Here is a 20,988-nt window from a genome sequence, read left to right as displayed (position 1 = left end):
AATGTTATTGCTGACGCTAACCTGGGTGCGCGATGTTTGAGCATACTAGCCGCTATTACAACTTAGAAACTGCGCGCTTAACTACAGTAGATGGTCGCGTGATCGCTTACAAGCGTCGTCGATTCTTGCCGCAGGGTACAAGCTTACCTCTGTTTACCGAAGTCACTGTGACCGAAGGCGACCGCCTGGACTTGATCGCTGGGCAGGTCTTAGGCGACCCAGAACAGTTCTGGCAATTGTGTGATGCCAACAATGCCATGGATCCGGCGGAATTGACCAGTGAAATCGGTCGAAGTTTGCGCATCGCGCCACCCCAAGCTTAAGGAAACCTAAATGGCCCCTGGCATTCAACTGACTTTATTAATTGGGCCTACTGTACCGAGGCCAGCACCAGCCGCACTTGTGGAGGCACTGCAAAGTGTCGAGGTAACTCACAGTGATGCAGGGCGTTCTGGCTTCCAACTTGTCTTGAAGCTAGGGCGCTCTGGCTCTACAGATCTACAGGATTACAAGCTACTTAAAGATCCCTTGCTTCAGCCTTTCAACCGACTGGTGCTAACGGTCACGCTTAATGCCAGAGTCCAGGTGCTGATGGATGGCATTATTACTAACCAGCAATTTTCGCCCAATGTCACCCCGGGCGGCTCGACGCTCACAATCACTGGCGAAGACGTCAGTCTGATGCTGGACCTGGAAGAGAAATCGGTCGGGCACCCGGCACAAGACGAAACAATTATTGCTACCCAGATCTTGTCCCAGTACAGCCGTTACGGTCTGCTTCCGGAGATCGTTAAACCACCCGTGGTTGACCGACCCTCAATCACTGAGCGGCTGCCTGTACAACTCGTCACGGATTTGCAATATCTGCAAGCGCTGGCCCAACGCTATGCTTACGTGTTCTACGTTACGCCTGGCCCTAAAGTTGGCACCAACACAGCTTATTGGGGACCGCCCAAACGCAAGACCCAACCGCAAAGAGCCCTCTCGGTCAACTTGGGACCGCAGACCAATGTAGAATCGCTCAACTTCGAAAACAACGCCCTGTCTGCCACCACGATTGAGGGCAGAGTGCAGGACCGCAAAACCAATCGGCAGTTGCCTGTGCAGGACTTGACCAGCGACCGGATCCCTCTGGTCAAGCAACCTGCCCTACAAAGCCAGTCTCGCGTGCGGCGCATCCAGTTTCGTGAGACGGGCCGCGACAACCTACAAGCCTCTGCCTATGCCCAGGCGATGATCGATCGTTCTGTAGATGAGGTGGTCAGTGTCAGCGGCGAACTCGATACGCTGCGCTACGGCGACCTGCTGCAACCACGCGGCGTGGTTGGCTTACGCGGTGTGGGTTATAGCTACGACGGGCGCTACTACGTCAAAAAAGTTACCCATCGTTTGCGTCATGGGGAATACAAACAGAGTTTCACGATTACGCGAGAGGGCCTGGGTACAACCGACTTGAGGGTGAGAGTATGAGGCGATTTTTCGGTAAGTACCGCGGCAAGATTACCGCCAACAAAGACCCTTTCTACTTAGGCCGGGTTCAAGTGAGTGTACCTTCCATTTTTGGCGAGGGCCGCCAGAGTTGGGCGATGCCCTGCACCCCTTATGCGGGCAAGGATATCGGTTGGTTTGCTATTCCACCTGTGGACACCAACATCTGGGTGGAATTCGAAGGCGGCGATCCTGACTATCCCATTTGGACTGGCTGCTTTTGGGGTCAGAACGAGCTGCCTCAAAATGCCAAAGTTGACGATCCAGTCAAGGTTCAAGTTTTCAGAACAGAGGGTATTACCTGCACATTGAGCAATTTAGGCAATAACAAAGGCGTGACCCTTGAAGTAGAAACTCCCGTAGTTCAGAGGCCACTCAAGCTTGTGTTCAATGACGATGGAATTGAAATCAATAATAAAGACACAATAACTGCTAAATTAACAGCGGATAAAATCGAACTAAAAAATGGTGAATCATCCACAGTTACCCTGACTTCTAATTCGATTGAACTTAAAGAAAGTGCCATTGAGATCAAACTCACTGCCAGTAGCATCGACCTTAATTGCTCGCCAGCAACGATCAAGTTGAGCACTTCTTCCGGCCTGGAGCTAATTAATAGTCCGGCTAGCGCCAAGTTGAGCTCATCTGGGGTTGAACTCAACGCTACCCCTGCTGCTGTCAAAATAACCCCATCACAGGTCGAACTCAGCCTCATAGCCGCCAATGTCAAGCTCACTCCTGTTGGTGTAAATATCAACAATGGTGCCCTGGAGGTGACTTAATGCCAGGTTATTTGCTCAATGTTGGCAGCACTGTCATCTGTGTCCATGCAGGACAGGCCAAGCCCACTGTTCCCAATCCCCGCGTAAGAGTGATGGGACTACCCGTGGTGACCCAGGGGCCTCCCTTTGTAATTGCTGGCTGTGTGAATCCGCCCCCACCCGCTAATGTTGGTCCCTGCATTACTGCAACTTGGGTGTTGGCAGCCTTGCGGGTGAAGGTGATGGGCCTGCCCGTTCTACTGCAAGACAGCCAAGCAATTTGTATTCCCACTGGCACACCGCTACAGGTTCTCTTAGCGCAGCCCCGAGTCAAAGGCATGTAGTCAAGGGCATGTAGTCAAGGGCATGTAATCAAGGGCATATAGTTTTATGCATCAGTATCAAATTGGCTATCCCCTAGCGGTAAATGGGCGAGGACGGACCACGGATGCTACTGAAGAACAGCACATTCGGCAACTGATCGAGCAGGTGTTGTTTACAACACCAGGAGAACGGGTCAATCGCCCTAACTTTGGTTGCGGTCTGAGACAGTTAATTTTCGCGCCCAACAGAGATGAATTAGCAGCAGCCACGCAATTTTTGGTGCAAGGGGCATTAGAGCAATGGTTGGGTGAAGTGATCGAGGTGGAGGCCGTAGAAATCGAGAGCGAAGCGGCTCGCTTGCAAGTCACCGTGCAATATCTAATTCGCCGCACCCAGCAAGACCAGATTGCTCAATTTTCGCGTGAGGCTTGAACACAGATGAGCAGCCAGTATCGTTGCAAAAATGAGCGGCGACGAGCTGAAATTCGTAAACGGCCCATTGTAAATGGCATCGATTATCTGGAAGTGTCCCCAGACCAAAAAACGCTGAGTGTTCATTTTATCTATCCGCTGCCTGGGCCTGAGCAGAACAATGCCGTCCCTGACAACCGCAAACTTTTACAAGCAGCTAACGTGGCGATTTCAGGCGGCACGCGCAGAGAAGTGCAGGTCGAATCGGTTAGTTCATTTGCTGAAGTTCTTACCCTTAGAGTTAAAGCACCTGGTGATTTTTCAACCTACACTTTGCGTCTGGTTGACTCCCCTACCGGTTCATCGCCACCCGTAGGCTTCGATCCACAACTGTCTCAAGTCGATTTTTCGTTTCGGGTCGAGAACTTCAGCGAGTTTGACTGTCAACCTGCGGCATCACCGACGAGCCCCAGGCAACCGCCGCCTGCCATCGATTATCTAGCCAAAGATTACGCCAGCTTCCGCCAACTCATGCTCGACCGGTTGGCGGTCACCATGCCAACTTGGCAAGAACGTAATCCAGCAGATCTGGGAGTGGCACTGGTTGAACTGGTGTCCTATGCCGCCGACTACCTCAGCTACTACCAAGATGCTGTGGCAACTGAAGCCTATCTCGGTACCGCCCGCAAGCGGGTTTCAGTGCGTCGTCATGCCCGTTTGCTCGACTACTTCTTGCACGATGGCTGCAATGCTCGGGCTTGGGTTGTTATTGAGGTCAATTCAGGCGCAACGGCCAATGAGAAAACAGGGGAAACCGGAAAGACACAACAGGGATCCCCTGCCACCCTCCCAGCGGGCACTCGCCTGCTGACGAGGGTTGAACGCTTACCCACAATCCTTGAGCAAAGCGAGTTTGAAACCGCTCATCCAGGGGCACAAGTTTTTGAAACGATGCATGACTTGGCCCTACAGGCCTCTCGCAATGAAATCCACTTCTATACCTGGCAAGACGAGCAGTGTTGCCTGCCAGTGGGTGCGACTCAGGCAACTCTACAGAGCAGTGAAGGACTGCGCCAATGGCCTCTTGCCCCAGGCGATGTGCTGCTCTTTGAAGAGAAGTTCGGACCTAATAGTGGTCAGGCTGCGGACGCAGACCCGGCTCACCGTCATGCCGTGCGCTTGACTCAAGTCACGCTAAACCGAGATCCTCTATTTGATCAGGAGGTCATCGAAGTGCAGTGGTCACGTGAGGATGCCCTGCCCTTTGAGCTGTGCCTGTCTACCGTGCTTGAGGGTAAACCCTATGCCAATGTGAGCGTGGCACGGGGCAATGTAGTGTTGGTTGATCACGGCTATACCTATGTAGAAAGCCTCGCTCCTACTCCCTCTGAGGGGCGCTATCGACCCCGCTTAAAATTTGGGCCATTAACCCAACAAGGTTACGTTCAAGATCAGCGCACGCAATGGGTGCGTTTCGACCCTACAGCCTCAGCGAGCGCCGCTTTACGCTGGCAAATGCGTGATGTCATGCCTAGCATTTCGCTACAAGAAACGCAGGGACAAAAACAGACCTGGCAGGTGCAACGGGACTTGCTGAATAGCGATCGCTTCGCAACCGAATTTGTGGTTGAAACTGAGGATGATGGGCGCGCCTATGTGCGCTTTGGCGATAATACTTTGGGCAAGCAGCCAGAAGCGGAGAATCACTTTCAAGCCATCTATCGAATTGGCAATGGTCAAGCCGGTAATGTTGGGGCGGAAGCGATTGCTCACGTATTTCCCAGCGGTAGAGGGGTCCAAGGTGGAGAATCAGCCAGTGGCCTAGAGAGCCTGATTATCAACATTCGCAATCCCCTACCCGCACGCGGCGGCATGGATCCTGAACCGATTGAGCAGGTCCGGCTCTATGCACCGCAGTCCTTCCGCATCCAAAAACGAGCGGTCACTGAAGCTGATTATGCTGCCGTTACCCAACGTTTTCCTGGCGTGCGCAAAGCGGTGGCAACGCGACGTTGGACAGGTAGCTGGTACACCATTTTCATCACTGTAGACCGGGAGGGTGGGCAGCCCGTTGATGCACAATTCGAAGAGCAGCTACGGACTTTTTTAGAACGTTTTCGCCTAGCCGGTCACGACTTGAATATCGATGGCCCTCGCTTCGTACCTCTCCAGATTGGGCTGAATGTGGAAGTGGGTTCTGACTACTTTCATAGTGCAGTTAAGCAGGCATTATTTGAAGCCTTTAGCGCTCAAACTTTAGCCAATGGTCGGCCTGGCTTTTTCAATCCAGATAACTTTACGTTTGGGCAACCGGTCTACTTGAGCCAAGTCATTGCCACTGCCATGCAGATAGCCGGTGTTCGCTCTGTGGTAGCCACTCAGTTTCAGCGCTGGCAACAGCCGCCCCAGGGTGAATTAGAAGCGGGTGAAATCAGTTTTGAGCGCTTAGAAATCGCTTGCCTAGATAGTGATCCAAACGCTCCAGAAAACGGCAGGATCTCCTTTGAAATGCGAGGTGGGCGGTGAGCACTCCCAACGATGCCAATGCCTCGGCACAACCTTACAACCGGCCTGGTTTGCCAGCGCTGACTTATCGGATTGGCGACTATGCCGCTTTTCGCCAGCGTCTATTGGCTCGGTTGCCCCTGGCCCTGAGCCCTGAGAATGATCCGAATCAGGGTGGCCCACTCGCCAAACTCACCACCCGCGCTAGTGATGACCCTGCGATCGCTCTGCTCGATGCTTGGGCAGTGGTCGCCGATGTGCTGACTTTCTATCAGGAGCGGATTGCCAACGAGGGCTATCTGCGCACTGCCACTGAACGCCGTTCGGTTTTGGAATTGGCTCGTGCCATTGGTTACGAGCTGAACCCAGGCGTTGCTGCCAGTACAGTCCTAGCCTTTACCGTAGATGAGAGCCCAGGGACTGCGGGCGTAGCCACTGTGCCCCAAGGAACGCAGGTAGTCAGTATTCCTGGTCAGGACGAACTGCCCCAGACTTTCGAAACCAGGGACGAGATTGTTGCTCGGGCTGAGTGGAATGCACTCAAGCCGAGGCCAACTAGGCCCCAAACTATCAATCAACACAGTCAGAGTCTCTATCTTCAGGGTCTAACCTCTCAATTACAGCCGGGCAGCCAGATCCTGCTGGTTGGTGAAGGCAGCCCCCCTGCTGAGCATCTGCTGACGCTGACTACAGTGCAACCGATTCCTCAGGCAGGCCATACCCTGGTGGCTTGGGAACAGCTTGCACTCCCACCGATCGAGGCTACCCTTCAAAACCCCAAGGTGTTTGCCTTTCGGCAACGGGTTTCACTGTTTGGCAGCAGTGCTCCTCGATGGCAGACGATGCCCGTTGAACTACAGCGGGCAGCTGTGCTGGCAGCTCAGAGCACGATTCCAGGCGGCGTCTTTGCCAGCACCAATAACGGATCCTGGTCCTCGGTTAGCACTGGACTACCCAGTACGGACATCCTTTGCCTCACCCTGGATCCAGCGACAGGCTACCTGTTTGTAGGCACCCCTGGCAATGGAATTTTCCGGTCTACAGACAGAGGCACAACCTGGACCGCAATCAATACCGGCTTAGCAAACCTAAGCATCCAAACTCTTACTTGCCTCGACAAAATGCTCTTAGCTGGAACGCCCGGAGGAGGCGTTTTTCGCTCTAAAGATAATGGAGATACCTGGGCAGCCATCGGCATCGGCAGTGTTCGGGTCAAATCGAATCCCGAGCAACCGAACCGTTGGGGCTCAATCAATACAGGCTTGCCCAACACCGTTGTGCGGGCTTTATCAACTCACGTCCTACCGGGTCGATTGGGTCAGGGCACTGTTTCTGGAGATGGTATGCCCCTTAGGGGAGAGAACACCGATTTTCAGCAACAGTTGTTGTTAGGAGATGCAATTATTATCGAGCGACAAACTCGGATCGTCACTGCAATTGGTCCCGATCAAACGATAGAAATCGATGTTCCTTTCGCCACACCGTTAGTTAGCAAAAACCTCTCAATTGACAGCAGAACTTATATCTTTGCAGGCACGGATGATGGAGTTTATTGTTCGCTCGACCAGGGTAAAAACTGGCAGCTGAAAGGTCTGCCCAGCAAAGCTATTCGCTCGCTTCTGGTTACCACTACTCGCTTGATGTCTGGCAAAATTACTAGCTGTGGCACTCAGGTTTTGGGTAAGGGCACCAGCTTTAAAAAGAATCTGCGGCGAGGCGATGTAATCGTTGTCAGCAATCAAAAAAGAACCGTAGCTGAAATTATTTCTGACACTGAACTACAGCTTGACCTGGCCTTCACTCCAAATCTAAGTGAGGCATCGCAATTTTCCAGTGGCAAGGAAATTACCTATATTTTTGCAGGAACTGATGATAGTATTCATTGCTCTGAAGATCTAGGTGAAAGCTGGTCTCCAAAAAGCCCAAGCGGGAATAAGACCGTTCATACTCTGCTGGCCTACGAAGACGCTGGTAGTCATTATGTCTTGGCTGGAACTAATCAGGGTTTCTATCGCTCCAAGGATCAGGGAGAGCACTGGCAGCACAGCAACTTGTCGGAGGAACACAGAGCCAGTGCTATTCGTTCATTAGCTTTTGACAAGCGTGAAACAGGTCCAGTTATCTATGCTGGAACTGACAGTGGTGTGTTTAGCTCCAGTGATAGAGGAGTTAATTGGCGCTTATGTCAAAACCAGCCAACTGCAATCGAAATTACTGCACTCGCTGTAAACAAAAACGGTGAAGTTTTTGCCGGAACCCGTTTTGTTAACTTTACTGCTGAATCCAGCCAGGCAGCTGCAAGCCGAAATAGTCCTGTTTACACAGATTGGCCCAACTTTCAGGTTGAAACGCAAGCTGTTGATCTAGATAGTCTCTACCCACAAATCCTTGCAGGTAGTCGTTTTGTTCTCCTGGTTTCTGAGCCTGAATCAAAGCTGGCAGCGCGTAAAGTCAGCGATCTTTCTACGGTCCTGCGCCGAGATTTTGCCCTGGAGGCAAAGGTCACACGTTTAGTTCCCAACTCTGCAATTCAAGCCAACAGTTTTGGCCTGCGCGACACTATTGCCTTGATCCAAAGTGAGCCCCTGCAACTGGCTGAGGAGCCTCTAACCGTAACGGTACAGCAGGGCCAGATTTTTAGCGATCCGATTGTTAGCAATAAAATTTTGCTCAGCCAGTTTGTAGCAGGACTGCAAGCCGGTCAAATGCTAATTGTTAGCGGTAAACGCATTCGCGCCACTATCAACACGATTGGTGGAGTTTTTCATCTGCCACAGAGGAGCGCAACCTGGCAGCGCAAGTCTCAGGGCTTAACTGACTCCAGAATTCAAGCTTTAGCTCTGCACCCAAATAATCCAAATAGTGATCTTTTTGCGGGCACCCCAAGCGGTGTATTTGTGCGTCAGCAGAACTCTGAAGCCTGGCAAGCAATCAATGAAGGATTGACTAGTCTAGAGGTCCAAGCCATCGCCATCCACCCAGATGGCTCGGTATTTGTTGGCACGAACAATGGCGTTTTTTGTCTCCCGAATGAGCGCAAGCTGTGGGTACCTATTAATACAGGTCTTGTGCATCCTCAAGTGCGAACCCTGGCGATTCAACAAAATGGCAATCTCTTCGCTGGAACCAAGGATGGCGGTGTTTTTCTCCTGGTCAATGGTGGTCAAACTTGGAGCCAAACTGGCTTAACTAATACAGATATTCAAGTCTTAGCCATTGGTCCCAACGGTAACAGCAGTATTTTTGCAGGCAGCCTTGATGGCGCTGTCTTTTGCTCCAAAGATAATGGCAACAGTTGGCAAAACCTGAGCCAGGGCTTACCCAATACCAGCATTACTGCAATCGTCGCTTATCAAGATCAGCAATCGCATGAGCAGGTTTTGATTGGAACCGCTGATAGTGGTGTCTTTCGCTTGAACCGCTCCTCGGATACAGGCCCTTGGGAGCCGTTCAATATCAATCTCACCGATATGAAGATCCGCTGTCTTGCAGTGAATTCTACTAGTGAGGTAGAGCAAATTTTTGCAGGTAGCGCCAGTGGAACTGTCTTCCGTTCTGACAGCCTAGCTCCTGGTTGGGAAGCAGTTCAGGTGAGCTTGATCAATACAGAGATTCGAGCACTCATTGTTGGCCCATCTAACCAAATATGGGCTGGTGGACCTGGGATCTTGCTTTCCCCAGAGGGTTTTGCAGCTGTTGAACTGAGGCAGGGAGATCAAGTGCAGGTTATGGCACCGCCTACCCTGGCAGTGAATGTCCCGGAAATGAATGCCACGGAAACGAACGAAACTATTGCTAATTCAGCAACTGCTCAAAACTGGACTTTATTAGATAAAAACGGCTTTATTGGCCACCTGACAACCCTGCAGCCCAGTGACATTAGCCTGCAACCGGCTCTAGCTGATGATCCAATGATTAGCGAGATTAGTGTGGTTGCAAACCCACCCGAAGACCAGCAAAAACCGATTTTGGTGTTGCAGGCTCCCTTGCAAAATAGCTACGACCCCACCACCACGACCCTTTGTGCAAACGCTGTACACGCCACCCATGGTGAAACGGTGCTTGAGGCTCTAGGCAGTGGTGATGGCAATGAGGCGAACATGCAGTTCATTTTGAAAAAACCGCCTCTGACCTATGTCTCAGCTCCTACAGCAAGTGGAGCTGAAAGCACTTTGAACGTGCACGTCAACGGTGTGCTCTGGCAGAATGTGCCCTCATTGGCAGAATTGGCTGCCCTCGACCATAGCTACATCACCCGGATTGATGACGATGGCACGACCACTTTGACCTTTGGCGATGGCGAACGGGGAGCGCGCTTACCCACCGGTCAGGAGAACCTGACTGCCAGTTATCGCAGTGGGCTTGGGCCAGCAGGCGAGGTTGCGGCTGGCAGTCTGAGCCTACTGAAAACTCGACCTCTAGGCATTCTGGAGGTTACCAACCCGCTGCCTGCACTCGGAGCGGCGGCACCCGAAACCCAGAATGAGGCTCGCGCTAAGGCTCCAGCCAGCGTGCGCACCCTAGATCGCATTGTTTCTCTGCGGGACTTTGAGGATTTTGCCCTTGCCTTTGCTGGCATCGGCAAGGCTCAAGTAGCTGCGCTGTGGAACGGCGAGAGCCAACTGGCTCAGCTCACAGTTGCGGCTAGAGGGGGAGGACCTGTTCCTCAAGGCTCCAGGCTCTACGAAAACCTAGTTCAAGCCATTGATGCAGCTCGCGATCCAGTACAGCTTGCTCAAGTTGATTCCTACGAGCAATTGCTATTTAACTTGGAGGCCAAAGTGCTGGTTGATTCTCGCTATCCCATGGATGCTGTTTTAGCCCAGATCAATACTGCTCTCCGTGAAACCTTTAGTTTTGAAAAACGCCAATTTGGTCAAGATGTTACTACCTCAGAAGTGATTGCAGCTATTCAGGCAATCGCGGGTGTGGTGGCCGTTGATCTCGATGCTTTATATCGCCTTGGTTTCAGCAAAACCTTAGAAAAGGTGCTACCCGCTAGCCCTGCCCGCTGGAACGCCTCAAACAGGCAAGTTCAACCGGCTCAGCTGTTATTACTCAATGCAGCCGGTGTCACCCTGAGCGCAGAGCTGACGCCATGAATAATTCTCCAAGCCAACGCTCTGCTGAGCGCCTTTATAAGCTACTGCCCTCGATTTATCAACTACAAGATGTGAAGCAGGGTGAGCCGCTTCGGGCTCTGCTTGCGATCATTGAGAGTGAGTTTCAGGCCATTGAAGCCGATATCGAAGGCTTATATGACAACTGGTTTATTGAGACCTGTGAGCCTTGGGTCGTTCCCTATATTGGCGACCTATTAAAGGTACGTGATTTGTACGCTGATGACACGCTGACCTATGGCCCGGAACAGCGTGCTCATGTCGCTAATACCCTGGCATATCGACGTCGCAAAGGGACTGCGCCTGTTCTCGAACAACTGGCTCAAGATATTACTGGCTGGCGTGCTCGTGCCGTAGAGTTCTTTCAGCTTTTAGCCACTACACAGAACCTCAATCACCTTCGTACGAATACTAGCGTTGACCTGCGCAGTAACAAGCAGCCAGAACTGTTGGGTACACCATTTGAGCAACGGGCTGCTTATACAGCAGAAATTCGGCGAGTAGCTAATGCTCAAGGTAAGTACAACGTTGGCAACATGGGACTGTTCTTATGGCGACTGCGTAGCTATCCAATTGAGCGAGGGACAGCTCGGGCCGTTAAGGGTCATAAGGCTAAAATCAACGGCCTTTACTACACATTCAACCCTCTGGGACGTGAAGCTGTACCGCTGTTCAATCAGCCTCAGACCGAAACTGAGATTACTCAGCTAGCTGAGGAAATCAACGTTCCTGGCAAGCTATTTCGCCATCTGCTTCAAGCCTCAATAGGGACTGATTCTGCCTCCAAAATCTTCCCCCGAATTTTTGTTGACGGCCAAGCAAACCCAATTTCACCAGAAGAAATTTTAGTTTATAGCTTGGGCCAGGAAGACTCCCAACAGTGGCAGCTACCGCCTCAGAACCTGTATTTGCAGACAGACGGTACGCCAATCAAGAAAGTCGCTCTCGATCCTGAGTTAGGACGATTGGCTTTCTTGACTGGGACGCCGCGCCAGGTTGAAGTCAGCTACTCCTATGGCTTTAGCAGCGATGTTGGCAGTGGTCCCTACGACCGCAGTGAATCGCTTGCCAAAGCTCTACACGGCTCTGGCTCCCGCCTGATCTGGTCAGTGCAGCAATTCAGTCCTACAGGTCATACAAGTCATACAAAGCATGTAAAACGTAAGCCCCTCGCAGAGGCGGTTCGAGCCTGGAACAAGCTGGCGCAGATTTGGCAATTCTGTCAGGACCAAATTTATATTCCCTTGGCTCAGATTAGTGTAGATGCTAACGGTAAAATCAGCCATCTGGATACCACTCGTCGCCGCCTTGCTAAATCTGCTCGTGGTATTTATCAGCCGGGCATCGTTAAGGGCCTCGACGTCAATCCGGCTGAATCTGGCTTCGCTCAGATTCAAATTTCACCTGGCAAGGCAATCAATCGTAGAAGGCGAACACTCAAACTAGAGAACCGCTATTTACTGGATTTGAGTCCTTACACAGGCCAAACTGTGACCGTGTTCATTGCTCTTATTTCATCCCGAGGACAGTCACCAATTAGGGTGGTTCAGGAGGTAGAAACAGGCGTGATTACGGTTGAGGACAATCACACTTACAGAGGCAATTTAACCCTAAAAATTCCTGCAGGACGGCAGGTGAAGCTACTCGCTGCTAATCAGTGTCGTCCTCATATTCGTGGCAATTTGTCAGTAATAGGTTTAGGCATTGCTGATGAGACGGTCACATCCGGGAGATTGACTTTAAATGGATTGTTGATTGAAGGCAGATTGACAGTTCAGCCGGGAGATCTTAAAAGCTTACAGGTTTCCCATTGCACCTTGGTGCCTGAAGCGGGAGGACTCATTGTTGAAAAGTCAAAACTAGCACCAGAACCGGAGGCAGAGGAAGATGTATCATTCCTCGCTCTGCTCATGTATGGTCTTAGCCTTATTAGCAATATCTTGCGCTGGGGCGCGAGTGTCAATAACACCCCCCCCAAGCAGAATTTAGGCAAACTTGTTGAACTTGGTCTACAACAAACCGTTCGGGTTTTCGCTACGGTTCAAGCAGTGCTTCGAAGCTGGCAATCTTCAGATTTTCAGGATCCTGACTCAGAGTCTGAGGACCCGCAAGAAACTGAAGCAGATTGTCCTGGACAATGTTCAGACACTAGCGATACATCAGAAGTTGATAACAGTCAGCTGGAAATTGCTCTCGAACGTAGCATCTGTGGTCCTATTCACCTGGCTGATACGGTACCGAGTTTGTGGATCGCCGATAGCATTATCGACAAGGGCTGCGACAACGAGAACGGCGCTGCAATCATTGCAACTGGGACTGCGGCTACGATCAGGACTACGACTGTTTTTGGCAGCAGCCATATACGCAGTCTAGAGGCGAGTAGCAGCATTTTTAGTGAGAAAGTAACAGCAATCCGACGACAGGTTGGGTGCCTGCGGTTCTGTTATGTAGTGGACAACTCCCACACACCGCGTCGCTATCGCTGTCAACCAGATCTAGCTCTCAGTGAGGCTTTTAGTGAACCTGATAGCTTACCTAGCGCGATGACTTCACTGGTTGTTTGTGACACTGATTTAAGCTATCTGTTTGCTGCTACAGCAGGAGATGGCATATTTCGTTCCACTGATAACGGCGAGCAATGGCAGCCCTTCAACAATGGGCTCACTAATCTGCATATCACTGCACTTTTGGCTTATCACACCACCATTGGCTCTAATACCGTTGCCAATGGCGCAGAGAACGACGCAGATAACAATACAGACAACAAAGCTTATATTCTCGCGGGTACAGCGGGCGGCGGTATCTTTTATGCTGTAGCAGAGAGTGAGCTGAACTGGATCGCTGTTGACACCAACATCAAGATTGGCACTGATAACGACACTGATGCTGGCCTTGATGCCAAACTGAATACCGATATCACAGCTTTAGCGGTCTACCCTCAACCGGACACTAGCGCTCTGATTTTGGCTGCCACTGCTGGTAACGGGATCTTTAGCTTCTCAGTGAATAGCAGCCTAGAAAATGGCAATTCTTTGCAGCAGCTCAACCGCGGCCTTACTAATCACCATGTCACTGCCCTGGCTGTACATCCCAATGGTCAGATTTTCGCTGGCACAACAGGTGGCATTTTTCGCACAGATCGCAGCCACAACTGGGTAGCAAGCAATCGAGGTTTAACCAGTTCACACGTCACCGCCCTGTTGATTAGTGCCAGTGGCCAAATATTTGCTGGAACTTCGACTGGATTGTTTCACTCCGCCGATCGTGGTGAGCATTGGCAGGTTCTCAACTTGCCTGCAACCACAGAAATCACTGCATTGCTCAACTCAATCAAGTATGGACAAGGCACAATCAACAGTACAGGCACAACCGTAAGGGGTATAGGTACTGCCTTTAAGCAAGAGCTAAAGATGGGAGATGCTCTTGCAGTTGCGGGCCAAATCAGAATTGTTACTCACATTGATTCAGATGAGTTGCTGACGATCAATAGCGCTTTTAAGCCTGATCTACCGGCAGGAACGACTTTTACCATCGAGTCCCTCTGGGCTGGAACTGCAGGTCAGGGTATTTTCTATTCCACTGACAATGGCAATCATTGGATTGCAGCAACCACTGACTTAGCAAGCACTGATGTGGCTGCTCTAGCGATTAAAGTGAGCCACAGCATCAACACGACAAGCGATACCCAAAGCAACGCCCAAAGCAATACCCCGTCAGGCCATCGACAAATTTTTGCCGCAACAGCTGTGGGTGGTATTTTGCGTTCCGGCAATGAAAATAGCAGTTGGACATCCATCAATCGAGGGCTCAAAAATGTAGACGAGAAATTGCTAATTCTAGCTCGATTACAGCCTAGTTTTACCTGGACCTGTTATAGTGATCCAGGCTATGCCCAGCTCGCATCTAGCTGTCCTCCAAAAATTCGAACTGGTGCAGAGGACAGCTCGGAAATGGGAGTTTTTAATGATCTAAAACAACCGCAACGTGAGGCCAACTTACGTGCCAGCCTTGAAGAATATCTTCGGTTTGGCCTGGAAGCGGGTATTTTTTATATCACCTGAGAGAGTAATTTATGAAAGGCGATTTCACCCGGTCTACATTTCGCTCAAAAAAGCGCTATAGCAGTGTGCGCATGCAGCAGGGCCGGTTGCAATTAGATGCTGACTGGAATGAGCAGGTAGACATCCAAAGCGACTTGCTCCAAACTCAGGTAAAGGATACGATTGGCCTTTCGAGTGTTTCCAGAGCGGCAGGCGATGGCTTCAAAATCAGCTTGCTCTCAGAACAAAATGATTTAGATCTCAAAATCTCGCCAGGTCGAATTTATGTCGATGGTATTTTGTGCGAACTCAGCGAAGAGATTACCTATCAGAATCAACCCGACCATCCCAATGCCCTGAAGTCAGATTTACAAGATTCTGGTTTAACAAGTTTAACAAAGGGTTCAGCTTACTTAGCTTATTTGGATGTATGGCAACGCCATATTACTGCTCTCGAAGATCCCACCATTCGCGAAGTTGCACTCAATGGCCTAGACACGACTACACGGACTAAAACCATTGCTCAAATCAAGCTGCTTGCTCTCAAGCCCTTGAGTTCTAATATTGCACCTGGAACCGAGACAACAGACCAAGATCCAGCAGCAAGATCCAAACGGAAAGCCAAGATTAAAGCGCATTGGCAAGAACTCATTCAGGCTCCTGCTCTTAGTAATGCGATAAATGGGTCTAAAGCATCCTTGACGGTGCGAACCGAGAGTAATGCAGCACAGAAAGGTGCTAGCAGTTCAGGAGGCGGTTATCGTCTATCGGAGAACCAACTATATCGAGTTGAAATTCATAGCTCCGGTGGAGTTGAGACAGCTAAGTTCAAATGGTCGCGCGATAACGGCACAATTATCAGTGCAATTGAAGAAATTAAAGGGAACACGATCACAGTTCGCAGCCCAGGTCGGGATGCTTCGCAGTTCTTTGCCCCAGGGCAGTGGGTGGAAGTTCTTGACGAAGAACGAGAATTGAATCGACAAGTAGGAACCCTGGTTCGTTTGACAGGGGCAACGTCTGGAACAAAATTAGTTTTTGATCCTGCAAGCGTAGTCGGTGATGCCATTAGCGCCGAGAACTTTCGACCAGAGCGCAAAGCGAAGGTGCGACGCTGGGATCATCAAGGGTCTGATGCTGCAATTGCAACCAACAAGGCTGATTGGATCGCTCTAGAAGCGGGCATTGAGGTCAAGTTTGAAGTCAATCCCAAGCAGAAGAATCCTTTCTATAGAGCTGGTGATTATTGGCTAATCCCGGCTCGGGCTACGACCAGCGATATCGAGTGGCCCCGCGACTCGTTGGGGCTCCCAGAAGCTCAGCCGCCTCAGGGCAGTGACCATTTTTATTGTCCCCTGGCCCTTCTTCACTACGGCGAGAACGGATTTTCACTGAGTCAAGAAGATGACTACCGCGATTCCTTTCCGCCGCTAGTGCGTTGCTTAGATAAAAGCGGCGATACCATGACGGGTGTGCTGGAGTTGCAAGCCGATCTTCACGTCACTGGCCAATATATCGACGACAAATATCAGGCTGGTAAAGTTGGCATTGGTACCACTAAACCCCAGCAGGCGCTCATCATTGCCGAAGCGGGTAAGATTGGCATTGGCTACAATGACCCTAATCAAACTGCGGCTCTCGCTGTCAAAGATAATGTTGGCCTTGGCACTCATGCCCCTGCCCAAAAACTAGTCATTGCTGACGGCAAAGTGGGTATTGGTTTCAACGAAGCAAACCAAACCGCAGGCTTGGCGGTCAAGGAGAATTTGGGTGTTGGCACTCCCACGCCTGCCCAAAAACTAGTCGTTACCGGCGGTAAGGTTGGCATTGGTTTCAATGAGGCCAATCAGACTGCAGCTCTGGCGATCAAAGACAATGTTGGCATTGGCATTGCCACACCCGCTCAGAAGCTGGTGATCGCCAATGGCAAAGTCGGCATTGGCTTCAACGATCCAAACCAAAGCGCGGCTTTAGCAGTCAGCGGCAACTTGGGCATTGGCACGGTTACTCCCGCTCAGAAGCTAGTAGTTAGTAATGGCAAAGCGAGCATCGGCTACAACGACTCTACTCAGACCGGAGCACTGGCTATTAATGGCAATGTTGGCATTGGCACTGTCAATCCTAACCAAAAGCTAGTGGTGACTGAGGGCCAAGTAAGTATTGGTTTCAATGAAGCTAACCAAACTGGAGCACTAGCTGTCAATGGCAATGTCGGTATTGGCGTTGCTACCCCTGCCCAGAAGTTGGTAGTCAATGATGGACAAGTTGGCATTGGGTTTAATGATGCCAATCAAACTGCAACTCTGGCAATCAATGGCAGCGTTGGCATTGGTGTTGTGGCCCCTGCACAAAAGCTCGTTATCAGTCAGGGCAAAGTTAGTGTTGGCTACAACGACGCTAATCAAACTGCTGCTCTTGCCATTGATGGCAACCTGGGCATTGGCACAACAACTCCCAATCAAAAACTCGTTGTTGATGGCAATCATAAAGTTGGCATTGGATTCAATGAGGCCAATCAAACTGCAACTCTGGCAATCAATGGCAACGTTGGCATTGGCGTTGTCAATCCTAACCAGAAGCTAGTGGTCAGTGAGGGGCAAGTCAGTATCGGTTTCAATGAAGCCAGCCAGACTGGAGCACTCGCTATTAAGGGCAATGTGGGTATTGGCATCACCACCCCGGCTCAGAGGTTGGTGGTCAAGGATGGGCAGGTTGGGATTGGGTTCAACGAGGCAAATCAGACGGCAGCCTTGGCAGTCAATGGCAATGTTGGCATCGGTACTCACCTACCTCAACAAAAGCTGGTGATTGATCAAGGGCAAGTGGGAATCGGCTATAACGACACCAACCAAACTGCAGCCCTAGCGGTCAATGGCAACACAGGGATTGGCACCCATACTCCCAGACAAAAATTAGTAGTTGACCAAGGGCAAGTAGGAATTGGTTATAACGACGCCAATCAGACTGCTAGCTTAGCAATTAATGGCCGGTTGGGAATTGGGACAGTAACACCGGCTGAGCAACTACATCTTGCCAGTAAAGGAAGTGCCAAGATATTGCTAGAAGCGGACACGGACAACAAAGGCGAAGACGGTCATTCACAACTGATCTTTCGGCAGCGGGGCGGGCAAGTTTCTGGCTTTGTTGGCTTTGATGGCAAGACCAATGAGCTACAGATTGCCAACACTTGGGCGAACAGAGCTGCCAACATCACCTTTGCGACTCAGTCGAAAATGAGAATGAGCATCAACGGCGAAGGGGTAGTTCAGATCAATGGCAATGTCTTGCACGATGGTACTTCATGGCAAGTCTCCTCTAGAGAAGTGAAAGACGAGATTATTGAGCTTCCTAGCCAAGAAGCAGCTGAAATTCTAGACAACCTTAACCCTGTCAAATTCGTCTACAAAGCCGATCCAGATAAAAACACGCGTATCGGCTTCATCTCAGAAGAGGTGCCTACCCAAGTTGCAGCCCCAAGTAAAAAAGCGATTAGCTCATTAGACATTGTTGCAACAGTCACACGCTCAGTCAAAGATCACCAACAAATGATGGTTCTGCTGATCAAAGCAATGGAAGAGCAGCAGAGAAAGATGGCGGCTTTGGAAACCAAACTAGAAGCCTTTGAAAGACAAACCAAAAAACAGCTCTGGTTTCGTTAGAGCAGTGGCCCAATGTTTAAAGAAAGACTAGAACAACGGTTGCAAGCCCTCAAAGCTGAGTTTAAGGCAGGGCAGGATATGCTGGCTGAACTAGAAGCCAAGCAAGCCAGTTTACGAGAAACCATGCTGCGGATCAGTGGGGCTATTCAGGTACTTGAAGAAGTGCTGAGTGAAGCCGAGGGGGAAACAGAAAATAACTGATCACCTTCTCTGAAAAGAGGGCATTAAGAATCCGAGACCCATACCCCTTATCTTTCTCACCTTGCCCTTCTCACCTTGTCTTTGCCACCTTGACTTAGCCCCCAGTGTAATAATCGACACAAGTATGCTACATAATAAGCCTGTAGGCCAAACTCTGAGTCAAGCCATTCAAACCCCCTCCTCGTAAGGATAGATGCGGATCTCCTACTCAAAACTGTTAGAGTGAAGCCCAGGCTGGTCAATCGGGGAATCTGTGGCGCACACATTTTTAATGCAGTCTGGCCGCTGGTCACTAGAGGGGAACTGGCTAGAGCGCGATGGGATGCCCCTTCTGGTTCGGGGCAGAACTTTGGTCGTTTGGAGCCGAGACGCTTGGTTCTCAATGGTGACAAAGCTCGTTTTTCCAGATCCCGAAGCTGAACGGGAGGAAATTGCCCTTCAGTACAAGGGACGTCTAGACTCTGCCGAGCGGCAGTACACCTTTGTCCTTCAGCACAGCCAGCTTGGACGGATCGAGGGTGAAGGCTGGGTGGCTCCCGATTCGATTGTGCAACGCTACTGGGTACTTAACGACCGGCAGCGTCGCAGCGGCTTCGAGACTTTACGCCGCTTGGATGAGGACCACTATCATGTCTCCAGCGGCATTATGGCCGGCCACTATCTGATCAGCATTATGGAGGCTAATTTAGAGCGTCAGCCTGAGGCTCAATGAGTTCCATGAGGCAGTCAACATGAAGTTCTGTGCTAGTAGAACTCTACTTAAAACTCTAGTAGTGAAGGCTTTAGCAGCGGCGGTAATGACATCACTGCTGCCAAAGTGAGTCGTGGTGGATTAAAGGGTGGCAGCCTAAACGAGTTTGCTGGCCAATAGATGAGCCTGATTTCAATTTAAGCTGTTGAAATTCTCAGCTGAGTTAAGAAAGTTTCATTTTAATGCTAAGTGGATTTCTTCTAGACACAAACGCCCTGATCTCAGTCTGTTACTTTGCAATTGCGGCTTGGGGAGGCTTCAGCCTGGCAACTCAATTTTGAGCAACGTTTTCAGAAGCTGCTAATCATGGGCTGTGATCGCTTCGACTTAGAGATTGGTGTTCTGGCCCATGTGGCAGGTGAGCAATACGAATTGACTGCTAGATGGAAGACGCTCTCCACTAACTGCACTGTGTTCAAGCAGCGGTGGCAGCGAATAATGCAGTAGGGCTACGGCAGGCAGCTCATGGACTTAAGAGTCAACCAGCGCTCCAAAGGCAGCGCTGGCGCTGTCCCTGTGCTGCCAGGAGCTAGAGCAACAGTTTCTAGCGGGTGCCCTGCCCTGGCCAGTTGCAGCTGTTGCAAGCTGAGTATGAGCGGACCAAAGCAGCTTTGCCGCAGGAACGCCAACAGTGCAACTGAGCGCTGTAGGTCTTAGCGCTATAAGTCTCAGTGTTGTAAGCCTTAGAAGTGGAGAGGAAGAGAAATAACCCCAGCAGGCTCCAACCAAGCTCACAGTCTACCTAGACAAAACCCGCCCCATGGTAGGTGGGCGGGCGAAATTCACTGGTCGTATGGCTGACTCCTATATTGGTGCCCTAAGGAGAAGGGGGACGTGCGCAAGGTCACAGGGTTTGGCCCACTTTGTCACTGCCAATCCTAGCTTTAGGGGCAGGCGAGTATTCTGGTCAGAGCTTGAACGTAGCGACTCAATAGCTCTCATCAGACACATGTTACCCAGAAGTGTATCCTAACCATCACCTCTATTCTTGGTTGTGTATCCTTCTAGGTCTCTTTGATTGTCTCGATCTGTGGCCTAAGATAGGCCTTAGACTATGAACGAAAAATAGTGCTGCTAAAGCTTTTGAGATGCCAATAATGACAGTTCAAAAGGAGAGCCTCAGCAGCTGAAATATACGACCATTACCAATTTTACTTCAGTGCAATCCTTAGCATCGCTCAACGACTGGAGAGGAAAAACTAGCGAGCGTTTGCTGAATAGTTGTCTCTAGTTGTTCCACACTGTAAGGCTTGGCAAGATATTCATCGAACCCAGCCGCTAGTGCTAGTTCTCGATCTCCTACCATTGCCATTGCCGTGAGTGCAATGACTGGAATGCTGGCTGTAACCAAATTGGTTTTGAGACGATGAACAACCTCTAACCCACTCAAATCGGGCATAGCGATATCAAGCAGAATTAAGTCCGGATGATAACGATGGCTTAACTCTAAAGCCATATAGCCGTCGGAGGCGCTGATGCAGGCGTAGTCTAGCAGCTTCAGAATTTGAACCGCCAGGACTTGATTGTCATCGTCGTCATCCACAACAAGAATTAGAAGTGGTTTTTTCATAGTCTGGCTCACGGTTTAAGGTTCCAGTTTCGGCGTTTAACCAAAGTGGAAATATTAACGGTTGTAGCGCTGGCAGTTCTAGAGGCAGGTAGCTTTCTCTAGAAGCACCTCCTGCATAGAGTGGGGCTATATTCTGTGCCTACTTTGAGACAACTATG

12 protein-coding genes are annotated in these 20,988 nt (G+C 50.5%); 11 read left to right on the top strand and 1 reads right to left on the bottom strand.

From position 1 onward, the window contains the following. Positions 1–32: 32 nt before the first annotated feature. The 11 genes from H6F94_RS03055 (at position 33) to H6F94_RS03005 (ending at position 19,221) form a co-directional block, all read left to right on the top strand. Entirely contained in the window at positions 33–323 is a 291-nt protein-coding gene (locus tag H6F94_RS03055) for a LysM peptidoglycan-binding domain-containing protein (RefSeq protein WP_190800775.1), read from the top strand. 10 nt (positions 324–333) lie between these two features. Beyond that, on the top strand, positions 334–1,470 hold the full coding sequence (locus H6F94_RS03050) for a phage late control D family protein (RefSeq protein WP_190800774.1): 1,137 nt from the start codon (positions 334–336) through the stop codon (positions 1,468–1,470). Beyond that, positions 1,467–2,270, top strand: a complete 804-nt coding sequence (locus H6F94_RS03045) for a phage baseplate assembly protein V (RefSeq protein WP_190800773.1) — start codon at positions 1,467–1,469, stop codon at positions 2,268–2,270. Before H6F94_RS03050 ends, H6F94_RS03045 begins: the two co-directional genes overlap by 4 nt. Beyond that, complete coding sequence (locus H6F94_RS03040; RefSeq protein ID WP_190800772.1) at positions 2,270–2,593, top strand: hypothetical protein; 324 nt, start codon at positions 2,270–2,272, stop codon at positions 2,591–2,593. The genes H6F94_RS03045 and H6F94_RS03040 overlap by 1 nt, the downstream gene beginning before the upstream one ends. 46 nt (positions 2,594–2,639) lie before the next feature. Next, complete coding sequence (locus tag H6F94_RS03035; RefSeq protein WP_190800771.1) at positions 2,640–3,005, top strand: GPW/gp25 family protein; 366 nt, start codon at positions 2,640–2,642, stop codon at positions 3,003–3,005. A gap of 6 nt (positions 3,006–3,011) precedes the next feature. After that, the gene (locus H6F94_RS03030) at positions 3,012–5,510 is read left to right on the top strand and encodes a putative baseplate assembly protein (RefSeq protein WP_190800770.1); all 2,499 of its coding nucleotides are present in this window, start codon (positions 3,012–3,014) and stop codon (positions 5,508–5,510) included. After that, a complete protein-coding gene (locus H6F94_RS33185) occupies positions 5,507–10,591 on the top strand; it encodes a putative baseplate assembly protein (protein WP_190800769.1) in 5,085 nt (1,694 codons plus the stop codon). Before H6F94_RS03030 ends, H6F94_RS33185 begins: the two co-directional genes overlap by 4 nt. After that, positions 10,588–14,670, top strand: coding sequence for a hypothetical protein (locus tag H6F94_RS03020; protein ID WP_190800768.1), 4,083 nt, complete (start codon positions 10,588–10,590; stop codon positions 14,668–14,670). The genes H6F94_RS33185 and H6F94_RS03020 overlap by 4 nt, the downstream gene beginning before the upstream one ends. 11 nt (positions 14,671–14,681) lie before the next feature. Continuing rightward, positions 14,682–18,308 (top strand): DUF6519 domain-containing protein, encoded by a 3,627-nt coding sequence (locus H6F94_RS03015; protein ID WP_190800767.1) that lies wholly within the window; start codon positions 14,682–14,684, stop codon positions 18,306–18,308. A 12-nt stretch (positions 18,309–18,320) separates the two neighbouring features. Then, on the top strand, positions 18,321–18,509 hold the full coding sequence (locus H6F94_RS03010) for a hypothetical protein (RefSeq protein WP_190800766.1): 189 nt from the start codon (positions 18,321–18,323) through the stop codon (positions 18,507–18,509). 271 nt (positions 18,510–18,780) lie between these two features. Next, positions 18,781–19,221: a hypothetical protein gene (locus H6F94_RS03005; protein WP_199320167.1), complete on the top strand. Its 441-nt coding sequence runs from the start codon at positions 18,781–18,783 to the stop codon at positions 19,219–19,221. A 1,207-nt stretch (positions 19,222–20,428) separates the two neighbouring features. On the opposite strand, the gene H6F94_RS03000 is transcribed toward H6F94_RS03005, so the two are convergent. Beyond that, the gene (locus tag H6F94_RS03000; RefSeq protein ID WP_190800764.1) at positions 20,429–20,830 is read right to left on the bottom strand and encodes a response regulator; all 402 of its coding nucleotides are present in this window, start codon (positions 20,828–20,830) and stop codon (positions 20,429–20,431) included. Positions 20,831–20,988 lie beyond the last annotated feature (158 nt).

This window comes from Leptolyngbya sp. FACHB-261, assembly GCF_014696065.1.
GTDB lineage: Bacteria > Cyanobacteriota > Cyanobacteriia > FACHB-261 > FACHB-261 > FACHB-261.
This window is presented reverse-complemented; position numbering and strand designations above follow the sequence as displayed.